This window comes from Nitrospina sp. P1_D6, from assembly GCF_052156615.1.
GTDB lineage: Bacteria > Nitrospinota > Nitrospinia > Nitrospinales > Nitrospinaceae > Nitrospina.
Window position 1 is genome coordinate 220,815 of sequence record NZ_JBQKUN010000002.1, and the last position, 25,535, is coordinate 246,349.

The 25,535-nt window shown below is 58.3% G+C and carries 19 protein-coding genes; 13 read left to right on the plus strand and 6 right to left on the minus strand.

The annotated features are described in order from the left end of the window. Positions 1 to 21: 21 nt before the first annotated feature. Both ACTRXA_RS04675 and ACTRXA_RS04680 read right to left on the minus strand, forming a co-directional pair. The gene (locus tag ACTRXA_RS04675) at positions 22 to 777 is read right to left on the minus strand and encodes an amino acid ABC transporter ATP-binding protein (RefSeq protein WP_442426042.1); all 756 of its coding nucleotides are present in this window, start codon (positions 775 to 777) and stop codon (positions 22 to 24) included. After that, entirely contained in the window at positions 774 to 2,246 is a 1,473-nt protein-coding gene (locus ACTRXA_RS04680) for an ABC transporter substrate-binding protein/permease (protein ID WP_442426043.1), read from the minus strand. Before ACTRXA_RS04680 ends, ACTRXA_RS04675 begins: the two co-directional genes overlap by 4 nt. A 113-nt stretch (positions 2,247 to 2,359) precedes the next feature. On the opposite strand from ACTRXA_RS04680, the gene uvrC reads away from it, so the two are divergent. Further along, complete coding sequence (gene uvrC / locus ACTRXA_RS04685) at positions 2,360 to 4,192, plus strand: excinuclease ABC subunit UvrC (protein WP_442426044.1); 1,833 nt, start codon at positions 2,360 to 2,362, stop codon at positions 4,190 to 4,192. A 15-nt stretch (positions 4,193 to 4,207) separates the two neighbouring features. On the opposite strand, the gene ACTRXA_RS04690 is transcribed toward uvrC, so the two are convergent. The 3 genes from ACTRXA_RS04690 to ACTRXA_RS04700 all read right to left on the minus strand — a co-directional run bounded on the left by ACTRXA_RS04690 (position 4,208) and on the right by ACTRXA_RS04700 (position 7,967). Continuing rightward, the gene (locus tag ACTRXA_RS04690; RefSeq protein WP_442426045.1) at positions 4,208 to 5,011 is read right to left on the minus strand and encodes an FRG domain-containing protein; all 804 of its coding nucleotides are present in this window, start codon (positions 5,009 to 5,011) and stop codon (positions 4,208 to 4,210) included. A gap of 318 nt (positions 5,012 to 5,329) precedes the next feature. Further along, a complete protein-coding gene (locus tag ACTRXA_RS04695) occupies positions 5,330 to 6,973 on the minus strand; it encodes a methyltransferase domain-containing protein (protein ID WP_442426046.1) in 1,644 nt (547 codons plus the stop codon). Between the two features lie 10 nt (positions 6,974 to 6,983). Continuing rightward, positions 6,984 to 7,967 carry a ParB/RepB/Spo0J family partition protein gene (locus tag ACTRXA_RS04700; protein WP_442426047.1) on the minus strand — a complete coding sequence of 328 codons (984 nt, stop codon included), beginning with the start codon at positions 7,965 to 7,967 and terminating at the stop codon, positions 6,984 to 6,986. A gap of 97 nt (positions 7,968 to 8,064) precedes the next feature. Between ACTRXA_RS04700 and ACTRXA_RS04705 the strand changes: the two genes are divergently transcribed. After that, positions 8,065 to 8,988, plus strand: coding sequence for a formylglycine-generating enzyme family protein (locus ACTRXA_RS04705; protein WP_442426048.1), 924 nt, complete (start codon positions 8,065 to 8,067; stop codon positions 8,986 to 8,988). A gap of 12 nt (positions 8,989 to 9,000) precedes the next feature. On the opposite strand, the gene ACTRXA_RS04710 is transcribed toward ACTRXA_RS04705, so the two are convergent. Further along, positions 9,001 to 10,143 (minus strand): PQQ-dependent sugar dehydrogenase, encoded by a 1,143-nt coding sequence (locus ACTRXA_RS04710; protein ID WP_442426049.1) that lies wholly within the window; start codon positions 10,141 to 10,143, stop codon positions 9,001 to 9,003. A 140-nt stretch (positions 10,144 to 10,283) separates the two neighbouring features. Between ACTRXA_RS04710 and ACTRXA_RS04715 the strand changes: the two genes are divergently transcribed. The 11 genes from ACTRXA_RS04715 to ACTRXA_RS04765 all read left to right on the plus strand — a co-directional run bounded on the left by ACTRXA_RS04715 (position 10,284) and on the right by ACTRXA_RS04765 (position 25,497). After that, entirely contained in the window at positions 10,284 to 13,913 is a 3,630-nt protein-coding gene (locus ACTRXA_RS04715; RefSeq protein WP_442426050.1) for a homocysteine S-methyltransferase family protein, read from the plus strand. Positions 13,914 to 14,226: 313 nt separating this feature from the next. Beyond that, entirely contained in the window at positions 14,227 to 16,653 is a 2,427-nt protein-coding gene (locus tag ACTRXA_RS04720) for an ATP-dependent Clp protease ATP-binding subunit (protein ID WP_442426051.1), read from the plus strand. Between the two features lie 107 nt (positions 16,654 to 16,760). Continuing rightward, positions 16,761 to 19,112 carry an outer membrane protein assembly factor BamA gene (gene bamA, locus ACTRXA_RS04725; RefSeq protein WP_442426052.1) on the plus strand — a complete coding sequence of 784 codons (2,352 nt, stop codon included), beginning with the start codon at positions 16,761 to 16,763 and terminating at the stop codon, positions 19,110 to 19,112. A gap of 51 nt (positions 19,113 to 19,163) precedes the next feature. Beyond that, positions 19,164 to 19,691, plus strand: a complete 528-nt coding sequence (locus tag ACTRXA_RS04730) for an OmpH family outer membrane protein (RefSeq protein ID WP_442426053.1) — start codon at positions 19,164 to 19,166, stop codon at positions 19,689 to 19,691. Between the two features lie 62 nt (positions 19,692 to 19,753). Then, positions 19,754 to 20,185, plus strand: coding sequence for a 3-hydroxyacyl-ACP dehydratase FabZ (gene fabZ, locus ACTRXA_RS04735; protein WP_442426054.1), 432 nt, complete (start codon positions 19,754 to 19,756; stop codon positions 20,183 to 20,185). Positions 20,186 to 20,304: 119 nt separating this feature from the next. Next, positions 20,305 to 21,078, plus strand: coding sequence for an acyl-ACP--UDP-N-acetylglucosamine O-acyltransferase (lpxA, locus tag ACTRXA_RS04740; protein ID WP_442426055.1), 774 nt, complete (start codon positions 20,305 to 20,307; stop codon positions 21,076 to 21,078). Continuing rightward, positions 21,075 to 22,046: a Gfo/Idh/MocA family oxidoreductase gene (locus tag ACTRXA_RS04745; protein ID WP_442426056.1), complete on the plus strand. Its 972-nt coding sequence runs from the start codon at positions 21,075 to 21,077 to the stop codon at positions 22,044 to 22,046. Before lpxA ends, ACTRXA_RS04745 begins: the two co-directional genes overlap by 4 nt. A 76-nt stretch (positions 22,047 to 22,122) precedes the next feature. Beyond that, positions 22,123 to 22,986 carry an LpxI family protein gene (locus ACTRXA_RS04750; RefSeq protein WP_442426057.1) on the plus strand — a complete coding sequence of 288 codons (864 nt, stop codon included), beginning with the start codon at positions 22,123 to 22,125 and terminating at the stop codon, positions 22,984 to 22,986. Then, the gene (gene lpxB / locus ACTRXA_RS04755) at positions 22,983 to 24,161 is read left to right on the plus strand and encodes a lipid-A-disaccharide synthase (protein WP_442426058.1); all 1,179 of its coding nucleotides are present in this window, start codon (positions 22,983 to 22,985) and stop codon (positions 24,159 to 24,161) included. The genes ACTRXA_RS04750 and lpxB overlap by 4 nt, the downstream gene beginning before the upstream one ends. Then, entirely contained in the window at positions 24,142 to 24,786 is a 645-nt protein-coding gene (locus tag ACTRXA_RS04760) for a lysophospholipid acyltransferase family protein (protein ID WP_442426059.1), read from the plus strand. Before lpxB ends, ACTRXA_RS04760 begins: the two co-directional genes overlap by 20 nt. Positions 24,787 to 25,158: 372 nt before the next feature. Further along, the gene (locus tag ACTRXA_RS04765) at positions 25,159 to 25,497 is read left to right on the plus strand and encodes a P-II family nitrogen regulator (RefSeq protein ID WP_005006120.1); all 339 of its coding nucleotides are present in this window, start codon (positions 25,159 to 25,161) and stop codon (positions 25,495 to 25,497) included. Positions 25,498 to 25,535 lie beyond the last annotated feature (38 nt).

A 25,535-nucleotide genomic window follows, 5' to 3' on the forward strand; every position in this document is an offset into this window, starting at 1 on the left:
CGCAACAAGCCACCAAGTATATCAGCGTTCCAGAAGCCTTTTTAAAAAATTTCGGGCCCGGTCCGTTGCCGGGGCGGAGAAGAACTGCGCCGGTTCGCCCGCCTCCACCACCTCGCCGCGGTCGAGCATCACCACCCGGTCGGCCACACTGCGTGCGAAATCCATTTCGTGCGTCACGATCAGCATCGTCATGCCCTCGTCGGCGAGTTCGCGCAGGACGCGCAACACCTCGCCCACCATTTCCGGATCGAGCGCCGAGGTCGGCTCGTCGATCAGCACGCAGTTGGGATTCATCGCCAGCGTTCGGGCGATGGCGACGCGTTGCTGTTCGCCGCCGGAGAGGTCGCCGGGATAGCGGTGCGACAGGTTGTGCAGGTGCACCTTGCCAAGCAGGGCGCGCGCTTTTTCCTCAGCGGCCGCACGCGGAAGGCCCAGCACCTGCACCGGCGCCTCGATGAGGTTCTCCAAAACGCTCATGTGCGGAAACAGGTTGAACTGCTGGAACACCATGCCGACGCGGATGCGCAGGGCGCGCACGCGTTTCGGGTCCGGCGCGCGGTGGCCGTCGGTTTCGGTACCGGCGATTTCCAGGTCATCCACGCGCACACGGCCTGCCTCAAATGCCTCCAGTGCGGCGATGCAACGCAACAGGCAACTCTTGCCTGCGCCGGAGGGCCCGATCACCACGTGCACGCCGCCGGTCGGCACGTCCAGGTCGATGCCGCGCAGGAGTGTGTGGTCGCCGATGCGTTTGGTCAGGCCCTCGACGTGGATCATGCCGTCTGCAACCTCCGCTCGAGGCGCGCGGACAGCAACGACAGCGGGTACGCCATCATCAGGTACAGCAGGCCGGTGAGCAGTCCCAGTTCCAGAAAACGCATGGAGGATACGGCCAGCATGTTGTAACTTTTCGTCAGCTCGACGATGGCGATGATGGACACGAGCGACGTGTCCTTGAACAGCGAGATGAAATCGTTGGTGACCGGCGGCAGCACCACGCGCACCGCCTGCGGCAGAAGGATGCGCCGGTAGATCATGAACGGCGTCATGCCGAGCGACAGCGCCGCCTCCCATTGTCCTTTTGCGACCGCTTTCAATCCGCCGCGGTACACTTCCGCCTCGTACGCGGCGTAGTTCATGCCGAGTCCCACCACGGCGGCGGTGAAGGCGTCGAGCCGGATGCCGATGTTGGGCAGGCCGTAATAGATGATGTAGAGTTGAAGCAACAGCGGCGTGCCGCGCACGATCTCGACATACGTCGCGGCCATCCCGCGCATCAAGGGTCTGCCCAGCTGGCGCATGCCGGTCAGCACCAGCCCCAGTAGAACCGCCAGCGTCATTGCGAGCACGGAGATGACCACCGTCATGCCCGCGCCCTTCATCAGTATCAACAGGTATTCCTGCATGGCTTGATCCTCGTTAAAGTCGAACACCCGCCTGGCTGTGTGATCTTCCTCCACCAGCGCGCGCTGGGTGTCGTTCCACAGATTCCATTTCTTATAAATCGATTGCAGGGTGCCGTCGTCGTACAACTTACCGATGGCCGCATTGACCGCGTTCAGGAACGCGTCGTCTCCCTTTCGCATAGCGATGACGTACAGCCCCTCCCCCACCGGCGGCCCGGCGAAGCGGAATGCGGGGTCCGGCGCGGCGTAGTATTGCGCGATCGGCAGGTCCAGCAGCACCGCGTCACTGCGTCCCAGTTTCAGGTCGCGGTACGGTTCCACCTGTCCCTCGTACACGCGCACCTTGACGCTCCCCATTTTTTTCAGGATGGAGTGGGCGACCGAGTTCACCAGCGTGCCCACCGTCATGCCGGACAGGTCGCTCAGCTTGTCGATGCGCGTGTCGTCCGCGCGCACCACGAGTTGCTGTTCGTAGATGTAGTAGGGACGCGAGAGGTCCACGGCGCGGGCGCGTTCCCCGGTCCATTCGAGGCCGTTCATGGCCATGTGGAAGTCGCCGCGTTGCAGTGCCGGGAGGAGCGAGCTCCAGTCGTTCTGCACCATGCGCGCGGTGACGCCGAGTTCGTGCGCCAGCGCGTTGGCGAGATCGACTTCAAAACCGATGAGGCGGGAGGGGTTTTCGGGATCGGGAAAGACGTACGGCGCGCCGCCTTCGGCATCGGCGCCCCACAGCAGAACACCCTGTTCGCGCACCGTATCGAGCGTGCCGGTGGCGTGGGCCGGGACGCCCCACAGCAGGGCACAAAGAAGAACGATCCCCCACGTCTGAAAAGGGTTCATGGCGCGTCCGCAGGCGGGGGACTGGCGGCGGGTGAAACGCGTGCTATATAATTGAAGAGAATTCCAAACCGGCACACCGGTGCGGTCCGAAGCATATAAAAAGGAAGGTCGCCTTGCCCCCGAGTGATTCCATAAAAGACATTCTGAAAACCATCCCGAAAGTTCCCGGCATTTATATCATGAAAGATAAAGCCGGAGAAATTCTTTATATCGGGAAGGCCAAGTCGCTGTATCCCCGCGTGCGGTCCTACTTCACCGAGTCGCGCGACCACGCGCCGCGCACGCGCATCTTCGTGCGCAAGGTGGCGGACATCAAGTTCCTCACCACGCAGACCGAGCAGGAAGCGCTGATCCTCGAAAGCAATTTCGTCAAAAAGCACCAGCCGCGCTACAACGTGATGCTGAAGGACGACAAGCATTACCCCTACCTGCGCCTGACCACGCAGGAGACGTATCCCCGGCTGGAAGTGGTGCGGCGCGTGAAGAAAGACGGCGCGACGTACTTCGGTCCCTACACCATGGTGCGCGAGGTGCGGGAGACCATCCGCCTCATCTACAAAATCTTTCCGCTGAGGCAGAGCAGTGACGAACTCGACGGCACGCCCAAACGGCGGCCCTGCCTCAACTACCACATGAAACGCTGCCTCGCGCCGTGCGCGTCTCTGGTGTCGCCGGAAGACTACGCCAAGGTGGTCAACGACGTCATCCTGTTCCTCAAGGGCCGCAACACGGAACTCATCGACAGCCTGAAAGATAAAATGAACGCCGCATCGGAAGCGCAACGCTACGAAGAGGCGGCGGTGTTCCGCGACAAGATCGAGGCCGTCAACACGGTTCTCGACAAGCAACGCATCATCTCCACCGGCATGGAAAACCAGGACGTCCTCGCCTGCTACACGGAATCGAAAGCCACCATGGTGCAGGTGCTGATCGTGCGGAACGGCAAACTGCTCGCCGAAAAACTGTTCAAGATGAACAACCCGAGCGAGGAAGCCGACGCAGAAACGCTGGCTTCCTTCATCAAGCAGTACTACGCCGACGAAACCATCCTGCCCTCGGAGATCCTGGTGTCGCAGGAGATCGAGGACCGCGAACTGCTGGAAGACTGGCTGAGCGAAAAAAGGCAGGCCAGGGTGAAGATCGAAATCCCGCAACGCGGCAAGAAACGCTCGCTGGTGCAGATGGCGGAGGAGAACGCGCGCTTCGCCATGCGCGCCGAGATGGACAAGGGCGACGTCGCCACGCGCAGTCTGGAGGAATTGCGCGAGACGCTGGGACTCAAAAACTTTCCGAAAACGATCGAGGGCTTCGACATCTCCAACATCGGCGGCACGCACGCCGTGGGATCGATGGTCTACTTCCACAACGCCAGGGCGGAGAAAAGCAAGTACCGGCGGTTCAAGATCAAGACGGTGGAGGGCATCGACGATTACGCCATGCTGACGGAAGTGATGACGCGGCGGTACGCCCGGTTATTGGACGAAGACAAGCCGCTTCCCGACCTCATCCTGATCGACGGCGGCAAGGGTCACCTCAACACCGGTTACAAGGTGTTGCAGAGCCTGGAACTGGAGGGACGCATCGACCTTGCGTGCATCGCCAAGGGCAAGTTCCGCACGAACCTCGATACGGACGAAGTGTTCCTGGTGGGGAAGAAGGAGCCGGTGTGGTTCAAGGAGAATTCGCCGTCCAGGTTTTTACTGCAACGCGTGCGCGACGAGGCGCACCGTTTCGCCATCGACTACCACCGCAGTCTGCGCGGCAAGAACGCGCTCAAGTCGCCGCTTCAGAACATCCCCGGCATCGGCAAGAAGCGGCATCTCCTGCTGCTCAAGACCTTCGGCAGTCTGGAGAACATCAAGCACGCCTCTCTGGAAGACCTGCAAAAACTCCCCGGCGTCACCGAACCCCTGGCCAAAAAGATCAAGGAAGTGGTGTCGAATTGAATGGACTTTAAAATACTAACCTTCACGATAATCCTTTTCGATTTCTCGATAAGCCAGCCAATCCATCAAACCTTCTTCACTCCCAAAAAGCGAAAAGGCGTTTATGTTCATGAAATCCAGTTTTCTGAGGACCTTTTCCCTTTCGGTGGAAGGGAGGGTATATTTTTTCAATCGATCCTGATCTTCGCCAAACTGCGCATCCTCGTGCGGACAATAGACCTCTGCACCCTCAACATCCTTATGACAAATAGTATATAAACACTGTTGCAAATAATGCCTTTTTTGGGCTGTAACGTATGGCCCTAGGCCTTTTATAGCTGGGGAAGAAGTTGTATAAGCCTTTCCTGCACCAACGTATTCTCTGAATGAGAATATGGCTACATGAGAACTATCTGTAATGGAACTAAAAGCAAAAAAAGCGGCAACATAAGGAGAGCGCGTCCAATCCAACATTGGCGAAGGAAAACCATGGTGCCTAGCATAAATCATTAGCTCATAACCAAGCGGAAAGGGATTTATCGGATTCACTTTAAAATCCATAGGCAATTCATATTCTTGGGAGGCTAGCGAGGAAACCGCGGGAAGTATTCGCCGCAAAACATTAAAATATTCTTCCCAAAACCAGATAGGTGGTAACCCCTTGTCCTTAGAAAACCTCTCCAAAGTTGTAGACAATTTCCAATTAGCGTCCGCATGCCCCCTAAATAGCAAATCCGAAAAATGGAGTGGGTTATCTTTCTTAAGTTCGGTTATTGCATTGTGCTCTTCCTCAATTGCCTGTTCAAATTCCTCCCAGCTTTCCAGTTCGATGATTTCCATACAGCCTCACCAGTAAGATTTATCTATTCGCTTTCATCGCTTTCCAGCCAGCCTTCGATGGTTTACCAAATAGCAGAGGAATCATGAATCCCCCTCATCCTAACCTTCTCCCACCCGGGGAGAAGGGGTTCCCTCCCTTTCCCTTCAGGAAAGGGAGAGAGGAAAGTATTTTTCGATCTGTTTCCATCCATGTCCACCTTTGTTCATCTGTGTTTATCTGTGGCTCCTCTACGAAGAGGGAAACGGTTTTTTTGAAACGGGCCCTCGGACCATCGTTCGCCCACCGGGCATTACCCGCTTCCCCCGGGTGTAACCCGGTCACTTCTTCTTTGCGATCACAAGATAACGGGTGGACCAGCAGGTTTCGTCGGAGGGGTCGAGGGGATGGAGCGTCGCGGCGTCGTACACGTCGACGGGACCGCGGAACGCCTGTTCGAACCAGCCACGCACGCGCGTCACCGACGGCAGGCACCGCAGGTGACGTCCTTCATCGGTGATCTGCAACGTGCCGTGCAGACGGCTCACGTTCAGTATCGCGCTCCTTTGGAAGATGTGCCCTTCCTGCTCGATCAATTCCGGCTGGCGGAGCGAGATGACGTTGCCGCAGTTCGAGCGGATGACATGCGGATAGACGCGGATGTGATCCGGGGTGATGAAGTCGCCGACAAAGTACCCGCCGGGCCGGGTGATGTGCGCGGCCACGCGAATGGCCTGTTCCATCTCTTTCGGCCGCAGGTACTGGAACACGTTGAGCCCGTTGTAGGTGACGTCCCACGCGTTTTCTTCGTCGAGTTTCAGGATATCCCCTTCCCACGCGTTGATGCGTTCTTTCGCCACCTTCACCATCGCCGGCGACTTGTCGACTCCGTGCATGCGGTCTTTCGGCACGCGGCCGCGCCGCACCAGGTGGTTTTCCACCATGCCCGTGCCGCAGCCCAATGACAGAAACCGCCCGCCCTTGTTGAGCAGGCGGTATTTGCGGAAGGCGAACTCCAGGTAGCTTTCCATGAAGCTGTCCAGGCACGGTTCGCCGACCACGGCGTCGTACAACTCCGCGTAGGTGTCGAAGGGATCGCCGTTGTCGGCTTCCTCGCGCAGTTTCTCCTGGAGCTCCGCCACGGCCTGCACTTCCTGCCGCAGCCTCTGCCAGTAACCGAGATCGGTCATGCACCCGGTGCCGGTATCCACGTGCAGGAACAGGTCGTGCTCGAACGCGTCCCAGTGCTTCGCGTCGAACAGGTCCTCGGTGACGCGCTGGTCGCGCGTGTCCAAAAGCGGCGGCAGGGATTGCGTGTCCGACGCGGCGCGCATGCGGTCGAGGCGGTGCTTCAATTCCACCTGATGGCGGAAGTGCGTCATGAAATCCGGCATGGGCCCGGCGATGCGCGCGTTGATGGCGGACTCCGGCAATGCGAAGAACACGCCGTTGTTGGTGAGGTGCACCTGGTCGGCGTCGAGATCGAACACGCGTGCGTTGGCGGTGATGCCTCCGCGCCGCCCAACGCATCCGTACAGATGAAACGTGAGGAACTGGATGCCGGAGGTGTTGCCCATCTGGTGCACCCATTCGTGGCCGACGTGCATAACGTCGCCGGGCTTGAGGCGCGTGCGCGACTGCGTGTGCAGTTCGCCGTTGATCAGCCAGAACGAGGCGTGCTCCGCCGGACCAAACACCTTCACCGCGCCCCACTGCGCGTAACCGTGGTCGTGCAGCGCGGAGACGTCGCCGGGATTCCAGGACATCACCATCATCTCGTAATGCCCGCCGTCGTGCACCAGCTTGCGGCCGTAGCTGTCCTTCACCGGGTGATCGAAAAAGGCCCAGGGCATCAGGTCCTGCTGGGTGATGTCCGCTTCGCGCAGAATCTGGGCGGCGCGCTGGGGGCTCCAGTGCGTTTCCTTTTCGACGGCTTCAATCAGGGATTTTAAGGATTCAGGAAAGGGCGGGGATTTCGCGTCCATCGGCGCGTCCTTATGTAATAGGATCTTTCAGGGTTCGCAGGAGTTCTTTCAGCGCTTCCGCGTCGCAGGCACCAAACAGTTTTTCCACCTGACGGGTCAGCTCTTCTTCAGTAGAAAACTTCAATTCGATTTTTACAAGATCCTGCTCGAAATTTTCCGGCAGTTTCAGCTTCGTCTTCGGGTCCAGTTGCAGCCGCTCGGCGGCCCGGCGCACCCGGCTTTGCAGTTCCGACAGGTGCGGATACCGCCGGGCATGCAGCCAGGAAAAAATCGCGTCGTACTTTTCATTCGTGGGAAGCGAGGCGTCCTCCAGCGTTTTCAGGATTGCCGCGTGCTCCAGCACCTCAGCGGGGGCGGTGCCGTCGCGCGTGGCGGTCTCGTCGACCGTCTCCAAAACGGCACGCCACTTGTTGTGGCCGGGCCGCAGTTGGGCAAACAGGCGTTCCGCGGCGGCGCGGTCGGCGTCGTCCCACTTCGTCATCAACGAAAAGACGCGCAGGGGGATGTTGAGTTCGTGCAAAAGGCGCTGGAACGATTCGGCAAACACCCGCACGCCCAACAGGTCGGCGGCGCGCTTTCTGGTTTTCGGTTCACCCAGGACGGGCAGGACCCCGGCCACCAGCTCCGCCTCGCCAACGCCCGCGGAGTGCAGGCGGTGGAGGATGCGGCCTTTTTCGATATCGGTATAACGGCGGTGGGCGCGGTTCTCCTGCAGGTTCCACATCAGGCGGTCGGCGTCGGGCATGGGTTCCACCAGATGAGCGGGCACCGTGTCCAGTCCCAGCACCTCCGCCGCTTCGAGGCGGCGGTGGCCGCACACCACGCAAAACCCGTCTGCCTGGGGAACCAGCACCAGCGGGTGGGTGATGCCGAGGGCTCGGATCGATTCCACCAGCTCGCCGGGAACCGGGTCCATGCCGAAGGCGGTGAGCGCGTCCCGCCGGATCGCCTCCCGCGGCACCCGGTCGCTTTGCATGGTTTGTGGTTCGGTCATGACAGGCTGTCCCCTCCCGCGTTCCTTCATGCGTTCCTTTCAAGGATATAGTAAACTAATGAGAGATGCCACCTTCCCTCCATTTGCTCGGGGCGCCATGAACAGTCGCCGTCAATTCATACCGGGTCGCCGCGGACCGTTCTGGTTGTGCGTGGCGTTGCTGTGGCTCCTTTCCGCCTGCACGCCGCCCGCGCCGGAAGGCATGGTTCTGATCCCCGACGGGTACTTCAGCATGGGCACGGATGAAGTTGACGAGAAAGGCCACGCACTGTCGCTGGGACTCAACAAACCGTGGTTCGCCGACGAGTCGCCGCAACAGCGCCTGCACCTGCCCGCGTTTTACATCGACAAGTACGAGGTCACCAACCTCCAGTACTACATCTTCACGCAGGCCACCGACCACCGCACGCCCCCCGGCTGGGACGGACCCAAGTATGCCGAAGGCCGGGACCATTATCCGGTGACGCAGGTGAATTTTTACGATGCCGCCGCTTACGCCAAGTGGGCGGGCAAGCGATTGCCGACAGAGATGGAATGGGAAAAGGCCGCGCGCGGACCGAACGTCATCGATTACCCCTGGGGCAACCAGTTCGATTTCTCCAAGGCCAATGTCAGCAAGTCCCCGCGGAGGAAACGAGGACACGGGCTGGAACCCATCGGCCAGCACCCGGAGGGGGCGAGCCCCTACGGGGTTGAGGACATGATCGGCAACGTGTGGGAATGGATCTGGGATTACTACCTGCCCTATTCCGGCAACACCGCCACCAACCTGAAATTTCCGAAGGACGTGGTGGTGGTGCGCGGATTGTCCTACATGGGCGTCGGGCATTTTCCCGAGAAGGAATACAAAAAGGTGGTGGCGCTCAAGTCACGCGTGTCCTACCGCGAGAACCTGCATCCCATCCTGCGCAAACCGGACGTCGGCTTCCGCTGCGTGAAGGAAGTGCCCTCCACGTTTGAAATGCTGTTTGGTGACTGGTCCGGAGAACCCGTTTCCGCCGACACGAAAAACAAACCGTGATTTCCTTCGCGTTCATTTCCCGGTGATGCGGTACACCACGCCGAGGTAGTCGTCGGAGACCAGCAGTTCGCCCCTGGGTGAAACGATCGAGTCCACCGGCCGCCCGGCCTTGGAGCCGTCCTTCTGCAACCAGCCTTCGATGAACACCTCGTCCGACTGGATGTTGCCCTCGGCGTCCAGCTGCAGTCGCCGCACCTGGTACCCGGCGGGCATCGACCGGTTCCACGATCCGTGAAACGAGACGAACAGGCTGTTGTTGTAACGCACAGGCAAGGCGCCTTCCTTGTAAAACTCGAGGCCCAGAGGGGCCATGTGGGCGGTGAAGGTGTGCGCCGGGGGTTCGGTCAACTTGCAGTCGTACTGGTCGCCGAAATCCGGGTCGGAAACGCGGTCCTCATAGCAGTACGGCCAGCCGTAGTGTTTCCCCAGGCGGATGATATTGAGTTCCTCCCGCGGGTGGTCGTCGCCCAGCCAGTCACGGCCGTTGTTGACGCCCCACAACTCACCGGTGTAGGGCGAAAACTCGATGCCGACGGAATTCCTCAGGCCGCGCGCGAACACTTCTTCGTTTTTGCCATCCACGTCGAAACGGATGATGGCCGAACGCCACGGGTGCTCCTCGATGCACACGTTGCAGGACGAGCCGACCGACAAGTAGAGTTTGCCGTCCTGGAACTTGATGGTGCGGGTGGAGTGGCCGCCGGTGGGGATGCCGGTGACGATCACTTCCGGCTTGCCGAAAGTGAAGGGTTTGGCGGTGCGTTTCAACCGCACAACCCGGTTCTCTTCCGCAATATAGAGGTAGTATCCCGAATCCAACTGCAGAAAGGCCAGGCCGTGGGGTCCGTTCCCGCCCTTCATGATCGGCACCGCCCGGTCCGCCTTGCCGTCCCCATCCGCATCCGGCAGGGCCACCACCTTGCCCGCCTTGGTCTGCGACAGAAACAGCACTCCCTGGTCATCGTAGGCCATGTGGCGCGCCTTCGGGGCCTCGGCAAAGATGGTGATTTGCAGGTCCTTCGGGTATTTCAGTTGATTTTCAAGGAGATTGCCGTAGTCCCGGTCCTTGGCCCAGCCACACCCCTCTAGCAAAAGCCAGAGCAGGCCCAGGCAGACAATCCCGAAAGTTTTGGATCGCGTAACGGGTTTTGGCATAAGCAGTTAGCCCCTTCTGAAAAAGAGTTGGACCATGTCCGCACCTTGTTCCCCTCCAGCGTATCATATATAGTATGGACTTCACCGATTACATCGACACACCACGCAAAATATTGCAAACCCATTGATTACGGGAGCTTATGAAGTTTGAAGACGCTTTAAAAGAGCACGTTCTGGTTCTCGATGGTGCCATGGGCACCATGGTGCAGAACCTGGACGTCACCGACGAGACCTTTGGCGGGTCGCTGTTCCGCATGCTGACCGACCTGTTGACCTTTTCCCGGCCGGAGTGGCTGGAAGACATACACTTCAAATACCTCGATGCAGGCGCGAACCTGATCGAGACCAACACCTTCGGCGCGTCGCCCCTGCGGCTCAAGGAATTCGACTGGGCGAAGATCAAGCAGGATGTCATGCAGGCGACCCCTGCCGGGCTGGACCTGAAGCAAGGCGACCTGGAAGCCATCGCCTACCACCTGAACGTGGAAGGTTGCAGGATCGCCCGGAAGGCCATCGAGCGCTACAAGACCTCCGAAGGCTACGATGGGCGGCCGCTGTTCGTGGCCGGGTCCATCGGCCCGTCCAATTACGTCGTCTCCAGCACCGACGCCAACCTGGCCAAGGCCACCTTCGACATGATCGTGGACAACAACCGCATCCAGGTGGAAGGCATGGTCGACGGCGGCGCGGACGTCATCCTGTTCGAGACCCAGCAGGACATCCTGGAGACCAAGGCGTCGGTCATCGGCGCCCAACGCGCCTTCCAGAACAAGGGCAAGACCCTGCCCATCATCGCCCAGGTCACGGTGGACGGGTTTTCCAAGATGCAGATCTTCAACACCGACATCCACGCGGCCTACACCGCGCTGGCGGGCATGGGCGTCACCGTGTTCGGCATGAACTGCAACGTCGGCCCGGAAGACCTGGTGGACACGGTGAAACGCATCACGCATCAGAGCGCCCTGCCGGTGTCCGTCGTGCCCAACGCCGGCCAGCCGTTCTCCGAGGACGGAGTCACCGTGTACAAGCTGGAACCGGAGGCCATGGCCGAGATCATGAAGCCCTTTGTCTATGAATATGGGGTCAACATCGTCGGCGGCTGTTGCGGCACCAACCCGGAACACATCCGCGCCCTGCGCAAAATGGTGGACAACGCCAAACCGGTTGAACGCGAGATCGACCGCCGGACCTACATCTCCGGCCCGCAGGAAGCAGTGCTCCTGGACGGCACCGAAAGCCTGGTGCGCTTCGGCGAACGCCTCAACGCGCGCGGCAGCAAAAAGGTGCGCGATGCCGTGGAGAACGGCGAAGGCGTGCGCATGGAGGAACTGGAAGACGTGGTGCGTGAGCAGCTGGACGACCTCGGCATCGACATCATCGACGTGTGCATGGATTCCAACATCGTCGAGACCGAAACCGTTCTGCCCGAGGTCATTCACAAGCTGACCACCGACTTCAAGGGCGCGATGGTGATCGACTCGTTCTCCGTCGAGGCGCTGGAAGCGGGACTGAAAACCTATCCCGGACGCCCCATCATCAATTCCATTTCGCTGGAGGAGTATGCGCCGGGGGTTTCCAAACTGGACGCGGTGCTGAAAGTGACGGCGGAACATCACCCGATCTACATCGCGCTGGTCAACGGCGAGTCGGGACCGGCCATCACCGCCGACGAGAAGTACGACCTGGCGGCGGAGATCGTCAAGCAGTGCGGCGAGAAGTACGGCGTCACGCCGGACCAGATCCTGATCGACATCAACGCCTATCCCATCGGCAGTGAGTCGCAGGAAGGCATGAACTTTTCGCTGGAAGCGCTGGAGAGCCTGCCGCGCATCAAGGCCATCCATCCGGACCTGCGCACCTCCATCGGTGTCGGCAACCTGACGGCGGGCCTGGCGAAGAAACCGTACATGCGCAAGGTGCTGACCAGCGTGTTCCTCGACGAGGGACGGAAACGCGGACTCGACTGTGCCATCCTCAATCCCAACCACTACGTGCCGGTGGAAAGCCTGCCGCCGGAAGATGCGGAACTGGGGCGCAAGGTGGTGCTCGAACGCGACATGGAGGCATTCGAGAAACTCGAGGAGATCGCCGAGCAGAAAAAAACAGGCACGGTCAAAAAGAAATCCAACTACGCCGACCTGTCGCTGGAAGACAGCATCTGCCAGAAAATCTTCGACGGCTACAAGGACAAGGAAAAAGGCGCCGTCGAGGTGCAGGGATTCAAGTACGAGTACACCGACCGCATCGTGCTTGAAGCGGTCCAGACCATCGACAAGCACGAACCGCTGGTGTTCATCAGCGATTACCTTATGAAAACCATGCGCGAACTCGGGGACGGGTTCGGGCGGGGCGAGATCAGCCTGCCTCACCTGCTCAAAAGCGCCGACGTCATGCGCAGTGTCATGGGCTTCCTCGAAGCGTGGATGCGGCACACCAGCGGCGTCGAACCGGGGGACGCCATCAACTACAAGGGCACTGTGGTCATCGGCACCGTTTACCAGGACGTGCACAGCATCGGCAAGGACCTCGCCAAGACCCTGCTCGAGAACTACGGCTACCGCGCCATCGATCTCGGCGTGCAGGTCCCGCTGGAGAACTTCGTCGAGACGGCACGCAAGGAGAAAGCCGACGCCATCGGCATGAGTGCGCTGTTGGTTCAGACGTCGAACCACATGATCACCGTTGCCAAAATGCTGAAGGAGCAGAATTACGAGATCCCCATCCTCATCGGCGGCGCGCCGGTCAACCACCGGCACGCGGGTTACGTGGCCATGCACGGGCAGGAGGAACTGGAGGACATCCTGTCCACGGTGTTCTACTGCGAAAGCGGCATGGACGGCGTCAACACCATGAACAAGCTGGTGGAGAAGGAGAAAGACCTGCTTCAAACCTTCATGCAGGAAAACCGGGAGAAACTCATCCGCCAGTACAAGAAGGCCAAGGGCATGGAGGAAGACCGGGCGAACCTGCTGAAGTCGCTCGACCGCAGGAAGGTCGATTTCAAGAAATACCAGCCGGTGAAGGACGGCTACGGCATCCAGAAAGTCGAGTTCAAGCTCAAGAAGCTGGCGGACGTCATCGATTCCAAGAGCCTGTTCTCGCTCAACTGGAAATACGGCAAGCAGTCGTCGTGGTCGAAGAAGGGCGTGACGATTGAAAACCTCAAGCGGCTGCAGCAGGAATGGATCGACAAGGCCGACGCCAACCAGTGGATCATCCCGCGCGCGCGGTTTGCCCTGCTCCCCGCACAGAGCGAGGGAGACGAACTGATCATCTACGATCCGGAGAACCAGGAGCGCGAGCTGGGACGCATCACCTGGACCGTCAACATCGGCAAGGCCAGAAACGGCAAGCGCGACAAATTTTCTGTCGCCCAGTACTTTCATTCCAGGGATTCCGGTGTTATGGACGTAGTGGGCCTGCAGATCACCACCGCCGGATCGACGCTGGAGAAGGCGATCAACACCTTCAAGGCTGAAAACGACTCCGAGTCGGCGTTGTATTTGCAGGGATTGGGCGACCGCATCGCCGAGGACTTCGCCGAATACGTGCACGGCCTGTTGCGCCAGCGCACCGGCACCAGGGACAAGGGGGGCGAGCGCTACAGCCCCGGCTACCCGGCACTGGAGGATTTGATCAACAACAAGCGCATTTACGAGATTCTCGGAAGCGAGGACCTGGGTATCAAGCTGACCGATGCCAACGAGTTCGATCCGCCCAGCACAACAGCCGCCGTGGTGTGTTTCCACCCCGATGCGGGTTATTTTTAACCCACCCCGAAGGGCTCCGCAGGAAGGCGCCCGGGACGGCGGGATCATAAAAAATAGTCAATATTGGCATTTTTTATCGGAAGCAAAATGGATCGCGCCCAAATCGCCACATTTACGGAAAAATCTTATAATTGCCCGTAATAAAAGAAGTTGGCGGAACATGCGCGGGGAAAATAATCCTTGTATTATGGCGTTGGTTTGCTAAAATGCTTAATAGAATTACCAGCAGAACCTCACAACTCCTTTTGGATCGTAGGTTTCTAGGTGATTTCACCGCAGACCCGTTTTTCATTCTCTTTTGGAAAGAACCAATATGTTTAAGCGATTCACAGAAAGAGCCAGACGAGTCATCATCTTAGCGCGCGAAGAAGCTGAGTTGTACCGACATGAATATTTGGGTACGGAGCACATTCTTCAGGGCGTGATCAAGGACGGAGGCGGCATTGCTGTGGCGCTTCTTCAGAAATCCGGCGTCGATCTCAGCCAGATCAAGCAGGAGTTGGAGAAGAACCTTCCTCGCAGTTCCAATTCCCTTGTCATCGGCGACATCCCGTTCACATCGCGGGCCAAGAAGGTTCTGGAGTTCGCCGTCGAGGAAGCCCGTTCCCTGAACCACAATTACATTGGTACCGAGCACCTGTTGCTGGGTTTGTTGAAAGAAAAAGAAGGCGTGGCCTGCCGCGTGCTGAACAGTTTCGGCATGTACTTCGACGACGTGAAGGAAAAACTGGTGGAGATGTTCAAGGAACCCGCCGAATCCTCGCGCGAAGCCGGCAAGACGCCGACACTGGATGAATTCAGCCGCGATCTCACGCAGATGGCGCTGGCTGGCAAGCTGGATCCCATCATCGGCCGCTCCAAGGAAATCGAGCGGGTGATCCAGATTCTCAGCCGCCGCACCAAGAACAACCCCGTGCTCATCGGCGAGCCGGGCGTCGGCAAGACGGCCATCGTCGAAGGGCTGGCGCAGTTGATCGTGGAACGCGAAGTTCCCGATTCGTTGTTCGACAAGCGCGTGGTGTCTCTCGACCTGGGTTCCCTGATCGCCGGCACCAAGTACCGCGGTCAGTTCGAAGCCCGGCTGAAGGGCATCATGAAAGAGATCACGCAGAACGACAACATCATCCTGTTCATCGACGAGTTGCACACCTTGGTGGGCGCCGGTGCCGCGGAAGGTTCCGTGGACGCGTCCAACATGCTGAAACCGGCGCTGTCGCGCGGCGAGATTCAGTGCGTGGGTGCCACCACTCTCGAGGAATACCGCAAATACATTGAAAAGAACGGTGCTCTGGAACGCCGCTTCCAGCCGATCATCGTCAACCCGCCGTCGGTGGAGGAAACCATCGAGATCATCCGCGGCCTCAAGGTGCCTTACGAAGTGCACCACAAGGCCAAGATCACCGACGACGCCATCATCACCGCCGTGCGGTTCTCGGACCGGTACATCAACGACCGGTTCCTGCCCGACAAGGCCATCGACGTGATCGACGAGGCGGGTTCGCGCGTGCGCCTGCGCAAGGCCACGCAGTCTCCGGAAATGCGCCAGATCCAGCGCGAGATCGATACCCTGGTGCGCGAAAAGAAAGTGCGCATCGAAAACCAGGAGTTCGAGAAAGCCGTGGACCTGCGCGACAAGGAAGAAGAACTGCGCACCAAGCTGGAACAGGCCCGCAACAGCTGGGAGCAGGAAAACCAGCTGCAGGAGCCGAGCATCACCGAGGAAGACATCGCCGCGGTGGTTTCCAGCATGACCGGCATTCCGCTCAACCGCATCGAGGAAAAGGAGTCCACCCGCCTGCTCAACATGGCGGAGGAACTGGGCAACAAGATCGTCGGCCAGAAGGAAGCCGTCGAGGCCATCACCAAGGCCATCCGCCGCTCGCGGTCGGGCCTCAAGGACATGCGCCGCCCGATCGGCACCTTCCTGTTCCTCGGTCCGACGGGTGTCGGCAAGACGGAGCTGGCGGGCGCTCTGGCCGAGTTCCTGTTCGGTCAGCGCGATGCGCTCATCCGCCTCGACATGTCCGAGTACATGGAGAAGTTCAACGTCTCCCGCCTCACCGGGGCGCCTCCCGGCTACGTGGGATACGAAGAAGGCGGCCAGCTGACCGAGAAGGTCCGCCGGAAGCCCTACTCCGTGGTGCTGTTCGACGAAATCGAAAAGGCCAACCCGGATGTCTTCCACCTGCTGTTGCAGATCATGGACGACGGCCGGCTGACCGACAGCTATGGACGCAACGTCGATTTCAAGAACACCGTGATCATCCTCACCTCCAACATCAGTTCCAAGATGCTGGACAAGGGATCCCTCGGGTTCCACAAGGATGACGTGGACATGAGTTTCGACAAAATGGAGAAGGACCTGAAACAGGACCTGCGCAAAACGTTCAACCCGGAATTCATCAACCGCCTGAACGACGTCATCGTGTTCCGGCCGTTGACCCTGGAGGACGTCACGCAGATCCTCGACATCCAGATCGGTCAGTTGAACGAACAGTTGATCCAGCAGGGACTCACCATCGACATGACCGAGGACGCCAAGAAATGGCTGGCCGAAAAAGGCTACGACCGCAACTTCGGCGCCCGGCCGTTGAAGCGCGCCATCCAGAAATACCTGGAAGACGTGCTGTCCGACGAAATGCTGAAAGGCCGCTTCAAATCGGGCGGCGTGGTGGAAATCACTCTCGGAGACGACGAACTCGTCTTCACCGAAAAAACCGGGGCGCTCAACACCGTCTAACGGTGTTGGGTGCCGTTACCCGGCACCCGGATTTCCCAACCCTTGTTTTTGATAGACAAAGTATTAAGCTTTATGGTTATTTATGCCGTAAAGCTTAATACTTTTTTTTGCCCGAAAAACCCACTCCCTGCAAGACATTGGACGGATGCCGAATTGAACACACCCGGTCAGGTCCACCGGCACGGATTTGCCGGATTGCGCTCGTTTATCTCTGCCTGCTGCTGACCGCCCTTTTTGCCGCTCCCCTACACGCCCAGTTCGAGGACTCACCCACCGTAAGCGGCCTGGAAATCCGGGGCAACCAGCGCGTGGATTCCTCCACCATTCTTTACTACATCAAAACCGAAGTCGGCAAACCGCTGTCCCGGCCCCTCGTCGGACGCGACATCGAACAGATCTACAGCCTCGGCCAGTTCTCCGATATCCGCGTGGAAACCGAACCGATGGGGGACGGTGTGAAGGTCATCTACATTGTCGAGGAGATTCCCTCCATCGGCGACGTCACGTTCCGCGGCAACTCCAACATCAAAACCGAGGACCTGCGACCGCTCATCGCTCTCAAGCGCGGAGCCACCTTCCGCGACCATCTCATCCAGGACAGCATCACCAAACTCACTCAGCACTATAAGGAGAAAGCTTATTTCCTTGCCAAAATCGACATCCAGCACAAGGTGAACGAGTTCGGTCTCGTAAATGTGGTCATTCAAATCCAGGAAGGCGAGAAGGTGAAGATTGAGGAGATCCGTTTTCACGGCAACAAGGCGTTCGACGGCGACGACCTCGAAGACCATATGGAAACCAAATCCGAAACCTGGCTGTCGTGGTTCGACGAATCCGGAATTTATAAAAAAGACACCCTCCGTATCGACGTATTGCGGCTGGAATCCTTTTATCACGACAATGGCTATCTGAAGGTCCGTATCGAAGATCCCACCATCGAGATCAACCGGGAAGAAAAAGAAATCTACGTGGACATCCGCATCCAGGAGGGAGAGCAGTACCGGCTGGGAGGCATCTCCGTGGAAGGGGACGAAACGTACACCCGCGAGGAGTTGCTTAAAGTCGTGGAGTCCAAAAAGGGCGAAATCTATAACGCCACGAAAATGAGGGAGGACGCGCTGCGCGTTTCGGAGCTGTATTCGGAGAAAGGCTACGCCTACGCCGACGCGCTGCCCCGAACCAGGCTGGACGACGAAAACAAAACCGTCGATGTCGAAATCGGAGTCACGCCTGGCCGCAAGGTCTATGTGGGCAAAGTGGATATTTACGGCAACACACGCACGCAAGACAACGTCATCCGCCGGGAATTTCGCCTGAAAGAGGGCGAGCTGTTCAACAGCAAGAAACTCAAACGCAGCAAGCAGCGCATCAACAACCTCGGCTTTTTTGAAAACGTGAAGATCGACACCCACCGTGGCGACAGCCCGGAACTGGTGGACCTCACCACCACCGTCACCGAACGCCCCACGGGAGCCGTGACCTTCGGCGCCGGGTTCAGTTCGGTTGAAAAGGTCGTGTTCAACGCCTCCATCTCGCAGAACAACCTGTTCGGCACCGGTCGCAGTCTGAACCTGTCGACCGATCTTTCGGCACGCCGCACCAATTTCAATTTCAATTTCACCGATCCGCGGGTGTTCGACAGCGACATCTCTTTCGGGGTCGACCTGTTCAACCGCAGGTCCAATTTCTTCAGTTTCGATTCCCGTTCCACGGGTGGCGGCCTCCGCCTGGGTAAAAACCTTTCGGAAACGGACTGGCTGGGCATTGGCTACCGTTTTGAGAAAGTGAAGGTTTCGGACGTGGAACCCGCAAACCAGACGGTGTTCCTGAGAAACGGAACACGCACCACCAGCCGCATCGGTCCCACCTTCATCCGCGACACCCGGGACGACTTTTTAAACCCTACACAGGGCACGAGGCATGTGGTACGATTTGAGTTCGCCGGCAGTTTTCTGGGCGGCGCGGACTTCTACAAGACCAGCTACGAAGGAACCTACTACACCCCGCTGATCGGCGAACTGGTGTTAGCCCTGCACGGGGAAGTCCAGTTTGCCGAGGATTACGGCGGTGAGGGCTTGCCGATTTTCGAACATTATTTCATGGGTGGGTCAAATTCCCTGCGCGGGTTCACCATCCGGCAGGTCGGTCCCAAGGACCGCAACGGCGATCCGCTGGGGGGCGATCAGTCCCTGCTGATCAACGTCGAGTTGCAGTACCCGATCACCCGGGAATTTCGAATCTTCGGTTTTTACGACAGGGGCAACGTGTACGGAACCGGTTTCGATGTCTCGACCACATCGCGAACCATGGACCCGTTTGACATGCGGCAAAGTGTCGGTGGCGGCGTTCGGTTTCTCAGTCCCTTCGGTCCCATATCCCTGGCTTACGGCATAAAACTCGATGCCGTGCCGGGCGACAGCAACGCCGAATTCCACTTCTCCGCGGGAAATGCTTTTTAACGTTAACGACGTTTCACAAGAGAGGTTTTCATGAACAGGTCTGGAGACAGATTGGCAATCGTATGGAAATGTGTCCTGGTGCTGGGACTCGCCTGGGCTTCACTCCCCCTGTCCGGCACTCAAGCCCTTGCGGCGGACGTCAAAATCGGTTTCATCAACATGCAGGAAGCCGTTTCCGGAACGAAGGAATTCAAAAACGCGCTTAACAAATTCAAGGCCGACTTTGAGGAAGAAAAAAAGCGCATCGCGCTCAAGGAAAAACGGGTGCAGAAACTGCTTGAAGAAATCAACAAGCAGAGCTTTGTCCTCGATCCCAACCTGAAAAAGAAAAAAGAAGAGCGCTTCATCCAGGAGAAAAAAGATCTGGAGCGATACGTTCAGGACAGGAATGACGAGTTCGCCCGCAAGGAACAGGAAATCACCAACCGTATCCTGAAAAAAATGCTGGACGTCATCAAAAAGATCGGGAAACAGAAGAAACTGACCATGATCCTGGAACAGAAAACGGTGTTTTACAGCGATGACTCGGCGGACCTGACCCAACTCGCCACCGAAACCTACAACCGCATGAATAAATAAGGTGCGAGGGCGCGCGGACGTCTGTCGCGGCCCCGGCCCACCCGCTTCAAACTGAGGAAACCATGCTCGACATCAATGACATCAAAAAAATCATTCCCCACCGCTACCCCTTTCTGCTGGTGGACAAGGTGATTGAATGTGATGACGACAGCCACATTGTCGGCATCAAGAACGTCACGCACAACGAACCGTTTTTCCCAGGCCATTTCCCGGAGTTCCCGGTGATGCCCGGTGTGCTGATCGTCGAAGCCATGGCGCAGGTCGCGTGTATCCTGGCGCTTCGCGTCCTGAACAAGGAAGGGCACGCATCCGTTTTTTTCACGGGGATCGACGGTGTCAAGTTCCGCAAACCCGTAGTTCCCGGCGACACCCTGCGCATGGAACTGACCAAGATCAAGCAGCGCGGCGAATTATTCCGCTTCCAGGGCAAGGCCATGGTGGGGGACACTCTCGCCTGTGAGGGACAGTTGCAGGCGGTTCTGGGAAAAGATTGAAAACGTTTTTCATCCGGGTTTAAAATTTATCGGTACCTTGTCTTGTTCCCGGTCAGCCTGACCCCAATCCCGCCGGCCGGTCGACCTCGTTCATAATCCTTCTTTATGGAACCGCTACAGTGAGCATCGCGAATACCGCCATCATCGATCCCAAAGCCCAACTCGGCCCCGGCGTTTCGATCGGACACTACAGCATCATCGGGCCCAACGTGGTCATCGGTGAGGGCACCGAGATCGGTCCGCATGTGCTGATCGAACCCGGCAGCACCATCGGTAAGCACAGCCGCATTTTTCAGGGAGCGCAGATCGGCGGGGAACCGCAGATCACCGGTTTCAAGCGCGACATGGTGTCGTTCGCCCGCATCGGCGACCACACCACCATTCGCGAATACGTCACCGTTCACCGGTCCGGGCACGAAAACGGCACCACCCGTGTCGGCAACAATTGCATGTTGATGGGCTACGCCCATCTTGCGCACGACTGCGAGGTCGGCAACAACGTGGTTGTAGTCAACTACGCGGGGTTGGCGGGGCATATCGTGGTGGAAGACTTCGCCTTCATTTCCGGGCAGGTTGGGATCCACCAGCACGTGCGTGTCGGCACCGGCTCCATGGTGGGCGGCATGTCCGGTGTCAATCAGGACGTCCTGCCCTACACCACGGTGGCGGGCAATCCCGCGGGGCTCGTCGGGCTGAACGCGGTGGGCCTGCGCCGCCGGGAGGTGAAACCGGAAGTGCGCACCGCCATCAAAACCGCCATCAAGTTGATCCGCAGTCCGGAGTGGAACACAACACAGGTTATTGAAAAGATTGAGGCGGAAATTGAAATGCACCCCGAAATCCGATATCTTATTGATTTTATGAAGAACTCCAAACGAGGATTTATCGATTGATGGAAGCACTGCGAGCCGGCGTGGTCGGCATTGGAAAAATGGGACAGTACCATGTCGGTGTGCTGTCTGAAATGCGCGATATCAAACTGACGCATATCGCCGACGTCAACGAGGACCGGTGCCGGGAGATCAGCAACCGTTACGGCCTGACTGCCGTCTCCGATTACAAGGAAATGTTCGGCCAGGTGGACGCCGTCGTGGTGGCCGTGCCCACCGCCCTGCATTATCCCGTCACCAAGGACTTCCTGCAGGCGGGCATTCACGTCCTTCTGGAAAAACCCTGCGCCACCAACCTCGAACAGGCCCGCGAGTTGTTTGACATCGCAGAGAAAAAAAAGCTCATCCTGCACATCGGCCACGTCGAGCGCTTCAACGGCGCCGTGCAGGAACTGCACAAACTGGTGCACGAACCCATCTTTGTGGAATGCAAACGCATGGGCCCGTTCAACCAGCGTATCAAGGACGACGGCGTGGTGCTGGACATCATGATCCATGATATCGACATCCTCCTCAACCTCATGCAATCCAAAGTGGTCGGCATCAACGTCATGGGCACTTCCGTGTTCACCAACCGGGATGACCTGGTGAACGTGCAGATGGAATTTGAAAACGGGTGCATGGCCAACATCATCGCCAGCCGCGCCTCGCAGAACAAGATCCGCACCCTTTCCGTGACACAAAAAGAGTCTTACATCCTGCTCGATTACACCGACCAGGAAATCTACGTGCATCGCCAGACTTCTTCCGAGCACCAGTTGAGCAAGGACGCTCTGCGTTACAAGCAGGAATCGTTGATCGAACGCATATTCGTGCACAAGGACAACCCACTCAAGCTGGAGCTCCAGCATTTCCTGGACTGTGTGCAGAACGGCACACCGCGCAACGTGGCCGTGGACAAGGAATTGTACTCGCTGGAAATTGCACTCGACATTGTGGGCGCGTTCAAAAAGCAGAGAAACGGGAAGTGAACGGTCCCGCCCGCAACGCTTCCCCCGCGGAATCAACCTTTCAAGAGTCGCGGTCCGGTGAAGGAAACCAGCCGTCATGAACCACGACAGGGAACAGCCCATCGGTTTGATCGCCGGAGCCGGAGACATCCCGGTGTACTTCGCCCGCAAGGCAAAGGAGCGCGGCATTCCACTGATCTCCGTGTCGTTCACCGAAGCCATCGGTGAAACCCTTCAGCCCTACGTCGAACAGAATTTCTGCATCAGTCCCGTCAAGGCTGGAAAGATTTTCAGCACCCTGGAAGCCACCCATGTCCGCGAGGTGCTCATTCTGGGCAAGGTGGAAAAGGAAATGATTTTCCGCCCGCAGATGTTTGACATGTTTTCCCTGAAGTTCATGATGTCGCTCACCACAAGTCAGGACAAGGACATCCTGACCCGCATCATTGAAGAAGTTGAAAAACGCGGCTACACGGTTCTCGATCAAATGGATTTCATGAAGGAACTCTACCCTTCCGCCGGAGTCCTGACCCGCGCCAAACCGTCAAAAAAATCCCTGGCTGACATTGAAGCGGGATTCGCCATCGCCAAGTACATGGCCGACCAGGAAATCGGTCAGACCCTTGTGATGAAAGACGGCACCGTCATCGCCGTCGAGGCGGTGGAAGGCACCGACCGCACCCTGGCCCGCGGGTGTGAATTGTCGCAGGGCGCATGCACCGCCATCAAGGTCAGCCGCACCGACCAGGACTACCGGTTCGACAGCCCCGGCATCGGACCCAAAACCGTCGAAACCCTGATCGCAGGCAACGCCGCCGCGCTGGCCATCGAAGCCGGCCGCGTCATGGTGATTGAACGCGAGAAGGTGGTCGACATGGCGGACGCAGCAGGACTCGCCATCGTCTCGGTACAACCCCCCGTGCCCCCTTCCCATTCCACACCCACTCCGGATGCGGCATGAACGGGCCGAACCAACGCATCCTGATCGTGGCCGGAGAAGCTTCGGGCGACCTGCATGGTGGCAACCTGGTTCATGCCATGAAGGAACGCCATCCCGAAATCGAATTTGAAGGCGTCGGTGGCCACCACATGCAGAACGCCGGTGTGCGCACCCTGTTCGACATCCAGCGCATGGGAGGCATGGGTCTTTTTGAATTTTTCAGCAACCTGTGGCACCACATCGCCGTCTTCCGCAAACTTTCACGCGAAATCGCCAAAGGACAGTACGCCGGCGCCATCCTCATCAACTACCCGTTCTTCAACCTGCGCCTCGCCCGCGTGTGCAAAAAACACCATTGCCCCGTTTACTATTACATCAGCCCGCAGGTCTGGGCTTCGCGCAAAGGGCGCATCCATACCATCGCCGCGACCGGGAAAAAGATGTACGTCATCCTTCCCTTCGAGAAGGACATCTACCGCGAAGTGGACGTGGATGTGGAATACTTCGGGCATCCGTTCGTGGACATCGCCAAACCGCATCTGTCGAAAGAAGATGCGTTCCGCGAGTTCGAGCTCGATCCCGGCAAAACCACCGTCGGCCTCATGCCCGGAAGCCGGATGAGCGAGATCAATTACCTGCTCGACGACATCCTCGGCGCGGCGCGCATTCTGAAAGACAAACTCGGCGACGTGCAATTCCTCCTGCCGGTGGCGGACTCCATCGACCCCGACCTCCTGCGGGAACGCCTCGGCAACAATCCGCTCGATATCCGTCTGGTCACCGGGCGTAATTACGAAGTGATGGCGGGGAGCGATTTCCTCATCATGGCATCGGGTTCCGCGACCCTGGAAGCGGGACTGCTCGAATGCCCCATGGTCATCATCTACAAAGTGCATCCGCTGACGTATTTCATCGCGCGATTTTTCACCGACATCCGCCTGTTCGGGCTGATCAATATCGTTGCCGAAGAACAGGTGGCCACTGAACTTTTGAACGAACAGGTGACGCCGGAAGCCATCGCCGACGAAGCGCTCAAGGTGTTGAACGATCCCGAACACGCCGCCGAGTTCCGCCAGCGCCTCAAAGACGTGCGGCGCTCGCTGGGCGAGCCGGGCGTGGTGGACCGCATCGCGCAGAACATTCTCGACTCGTTGAATCTGCCCTCCGGCACGGCCGATGAAAAAGTTTCTCTTTAACCACATCCTGCCACCCCTCATTTTCTGCCTGGTGCACCTGTGGTTCAAAACCCTGCGCATCCAGGTTTTGAATCCGGAGATCGAGCAGGAGGTATTCCGGCAGGGCCGCCCGCACATTCTGACCTGCTGGCACCAGCACCTGGGCCTGTTCTTTTATCATTTCCGCGGCTGGAAGGAACTGACCATCCTCATCAGCCCCAGTACCGACGGCGACCTGGCGGCAAGCATGTGCAAATGGATGGGCTACCAGGTGGTGCGCGGCTCGTCGTACAAGCAACCCACCGCCAGCACCCGTACCCTGATCCGGGCTCTCAAAAATAGTTTTACCGTCGGCATCATGGCCGATGGATCGCGCGGCCCCCGGCACGTTGCGCAGATGGGCACCCTGTATCTGAGTCGGCTGACCGGTGCACCCTATTCCGCCTGTTCCTGGGATGCCCGCTGGAAAATCCAGTTCAAAAGCTGGGACCGGTTCATGTTGCCCCTGCCCTTCAGCCGGTGCCGCATCGCCTACAGCCCGTTCCGGGACCTCCCCCGTGAAGCAGACAACGCCCTTCTGGAAGTCCGCCGGAGTGAACTGGAAGCCGAACTGAAGCGGCTGGCACAGGAGGTGAGCTTCCCCTGACTGCCCCAATTTCCATCACCATTTTTGAGTTTGACGCATTAACAGGCAACCTTGTGGCGAATCACAGGACCCGCCACCGGATGCTTCCGGCGTCGACACCACAACTCTTTGTTCTGTAATGAGTAACAGACTTCAAGTTTTGCACCCAAAATTGGGAAATTGGCACGGAAATTGGATATTAAGGGAACCATCTATGGTCTGGGAGGACGGCGGTTTACCAAAATTTGCTAGCTCGGTTGGTAATTTTGGTTTAAGGTTCGAATCCATCGACCCATCCAAACCAGCTTGACCCCAACAGATCCGAACGATCCCCTGGTTTTGGCCTTCGGGCGAAAAACCGCGGAGCGTTCCTTTCGACGTGAGGATATGTTTATGAAAAAAGTGGAGGCAGTGATCAAGCCGTTCAAACTCGACGAGGTCAAGGAAAAGCTCAACGAGATCGGCATCAAAGGCATTACCGTCAGCGAGGTGAAAGGGTTCGGCCGGCAAAAGGGACATACTGAGCTCTATCGCGGCGCGGAATACGTCGTGGATTTCCTTCCCAAGATCAAACTGGAAATCATCATTCCCGACAACCAGTTGGACGACGTTGTCGACGCCATCATGAAAAGCGCCCAGACGGGCCGGATCGGCGACGGTAAAATTTTCGTCACCGACCTGGTAGACACCATTCGAATTCGCACAGGGGAACGAGGCGAAGAAGCTATCTGACCCATTGCCGGTCCTCCCCGCAATGGCGCCGGGTTTCC

Bases quoted from the DNA above. Each gene is read 5' to 3' on its own strand.
- ACTRXA_RS04675 (WP_442426042.1), bottom strand. From the start codon at position 777: ATGATCCACGTCGAGGGCCTGACCAAACGCATCGGCGACCACACACTC.
- ACTRXA_RS04680 (WP_442426043.1), bottom strand. From the start codon at position 2,246: ATGAACCCTTTTCAGACGTGGGGGATCGTTCTTCTTTGTGCCCTGCTG.
- ACTRXA_RS04690 (WP_442426045.1), bottom strand. From the start codon at position 5,011: ATGGAAATCATCGAACTGGAAAGCTGGGAGGAATTTGAACAGGCAATT.
- ACTRXA_RS04695 (WP_442426046.1), bottom strand. From the start codon at position 6,973: ATGGACGCGAAATCCCCGCCCTTTCCTGAATCCTTAAAATCCCTGATT.
- ACTRXA_RS04700 (WP_442426047.1), bottom strand. From the start codon at position 7,967: ATGACCGAACCACAAACCATGCAAAGCGACCGGGTGCCGCGGGAGGCG.
- ACTRXA_RS04705 (WP_442426048.1), top strand. From the start codon at position 8,065: ATGAACAGTCGCCGTCAATTCATACCGGGTCGCCGCGGACCGTTCTGG.
- ACTRXA_RS04710 (WP_442426049.1), bottom strand. From the start codon at position 10,143: ATGCCAAAACCCGTTACGCGATCCAAAACTTTCGGGATTGTCTGCCTG.
- ACTRXA_RS04715 (WP_442426050.1), top strand. From the start codon at position 10,284: ATGAAGTTTGAAGACGCTTTAAAAGAGCACGTTCTGGTTCTCGATGGT.
- ACTRXA_RS04720 (WP_442426051.1), top strand. From the start codon at position 14,227: ATGTTTAAGCGATTCACAGAAAGAGCCAGACGAGTCATCATCTTAGCG.
- fabZ (WP_442426054.1), top strand. From the start codon at position 19,754: ATGCTCGACATCAATGACATCAAAAAAATCATTCCCCACCGCTACCCC.
- ACTRXA_RS04750 (WP_442426057.1), top strand. From the start codon at position 22,123: ATGAACCACGACAGGGAACAGCCCATCGGTTTGATCGCCGGAGCCGGA.
- lpxB (WP_442426058.1), top strand. From the start codon at position 22,983: ATGAACGGGCCGAACCAACGCATCCTGATCGTGGCCGGAGAAGCTTCG.
- ACTRXA_RS04760 (WP_442426059.1), top strand. From the start codon at position 24,142: ATGAAAAAGTTTCTCTTTAACCACATCCTGCCACCCCTCATTTTCTGC.
- ACTRXA_RS04765 (WP_005006120.1), top strand. From the start codon at position 25,159: ATGAAAAAAGTGGAGGCAGTGATCAAGCCGTTCAAACTCGACGAGGTC.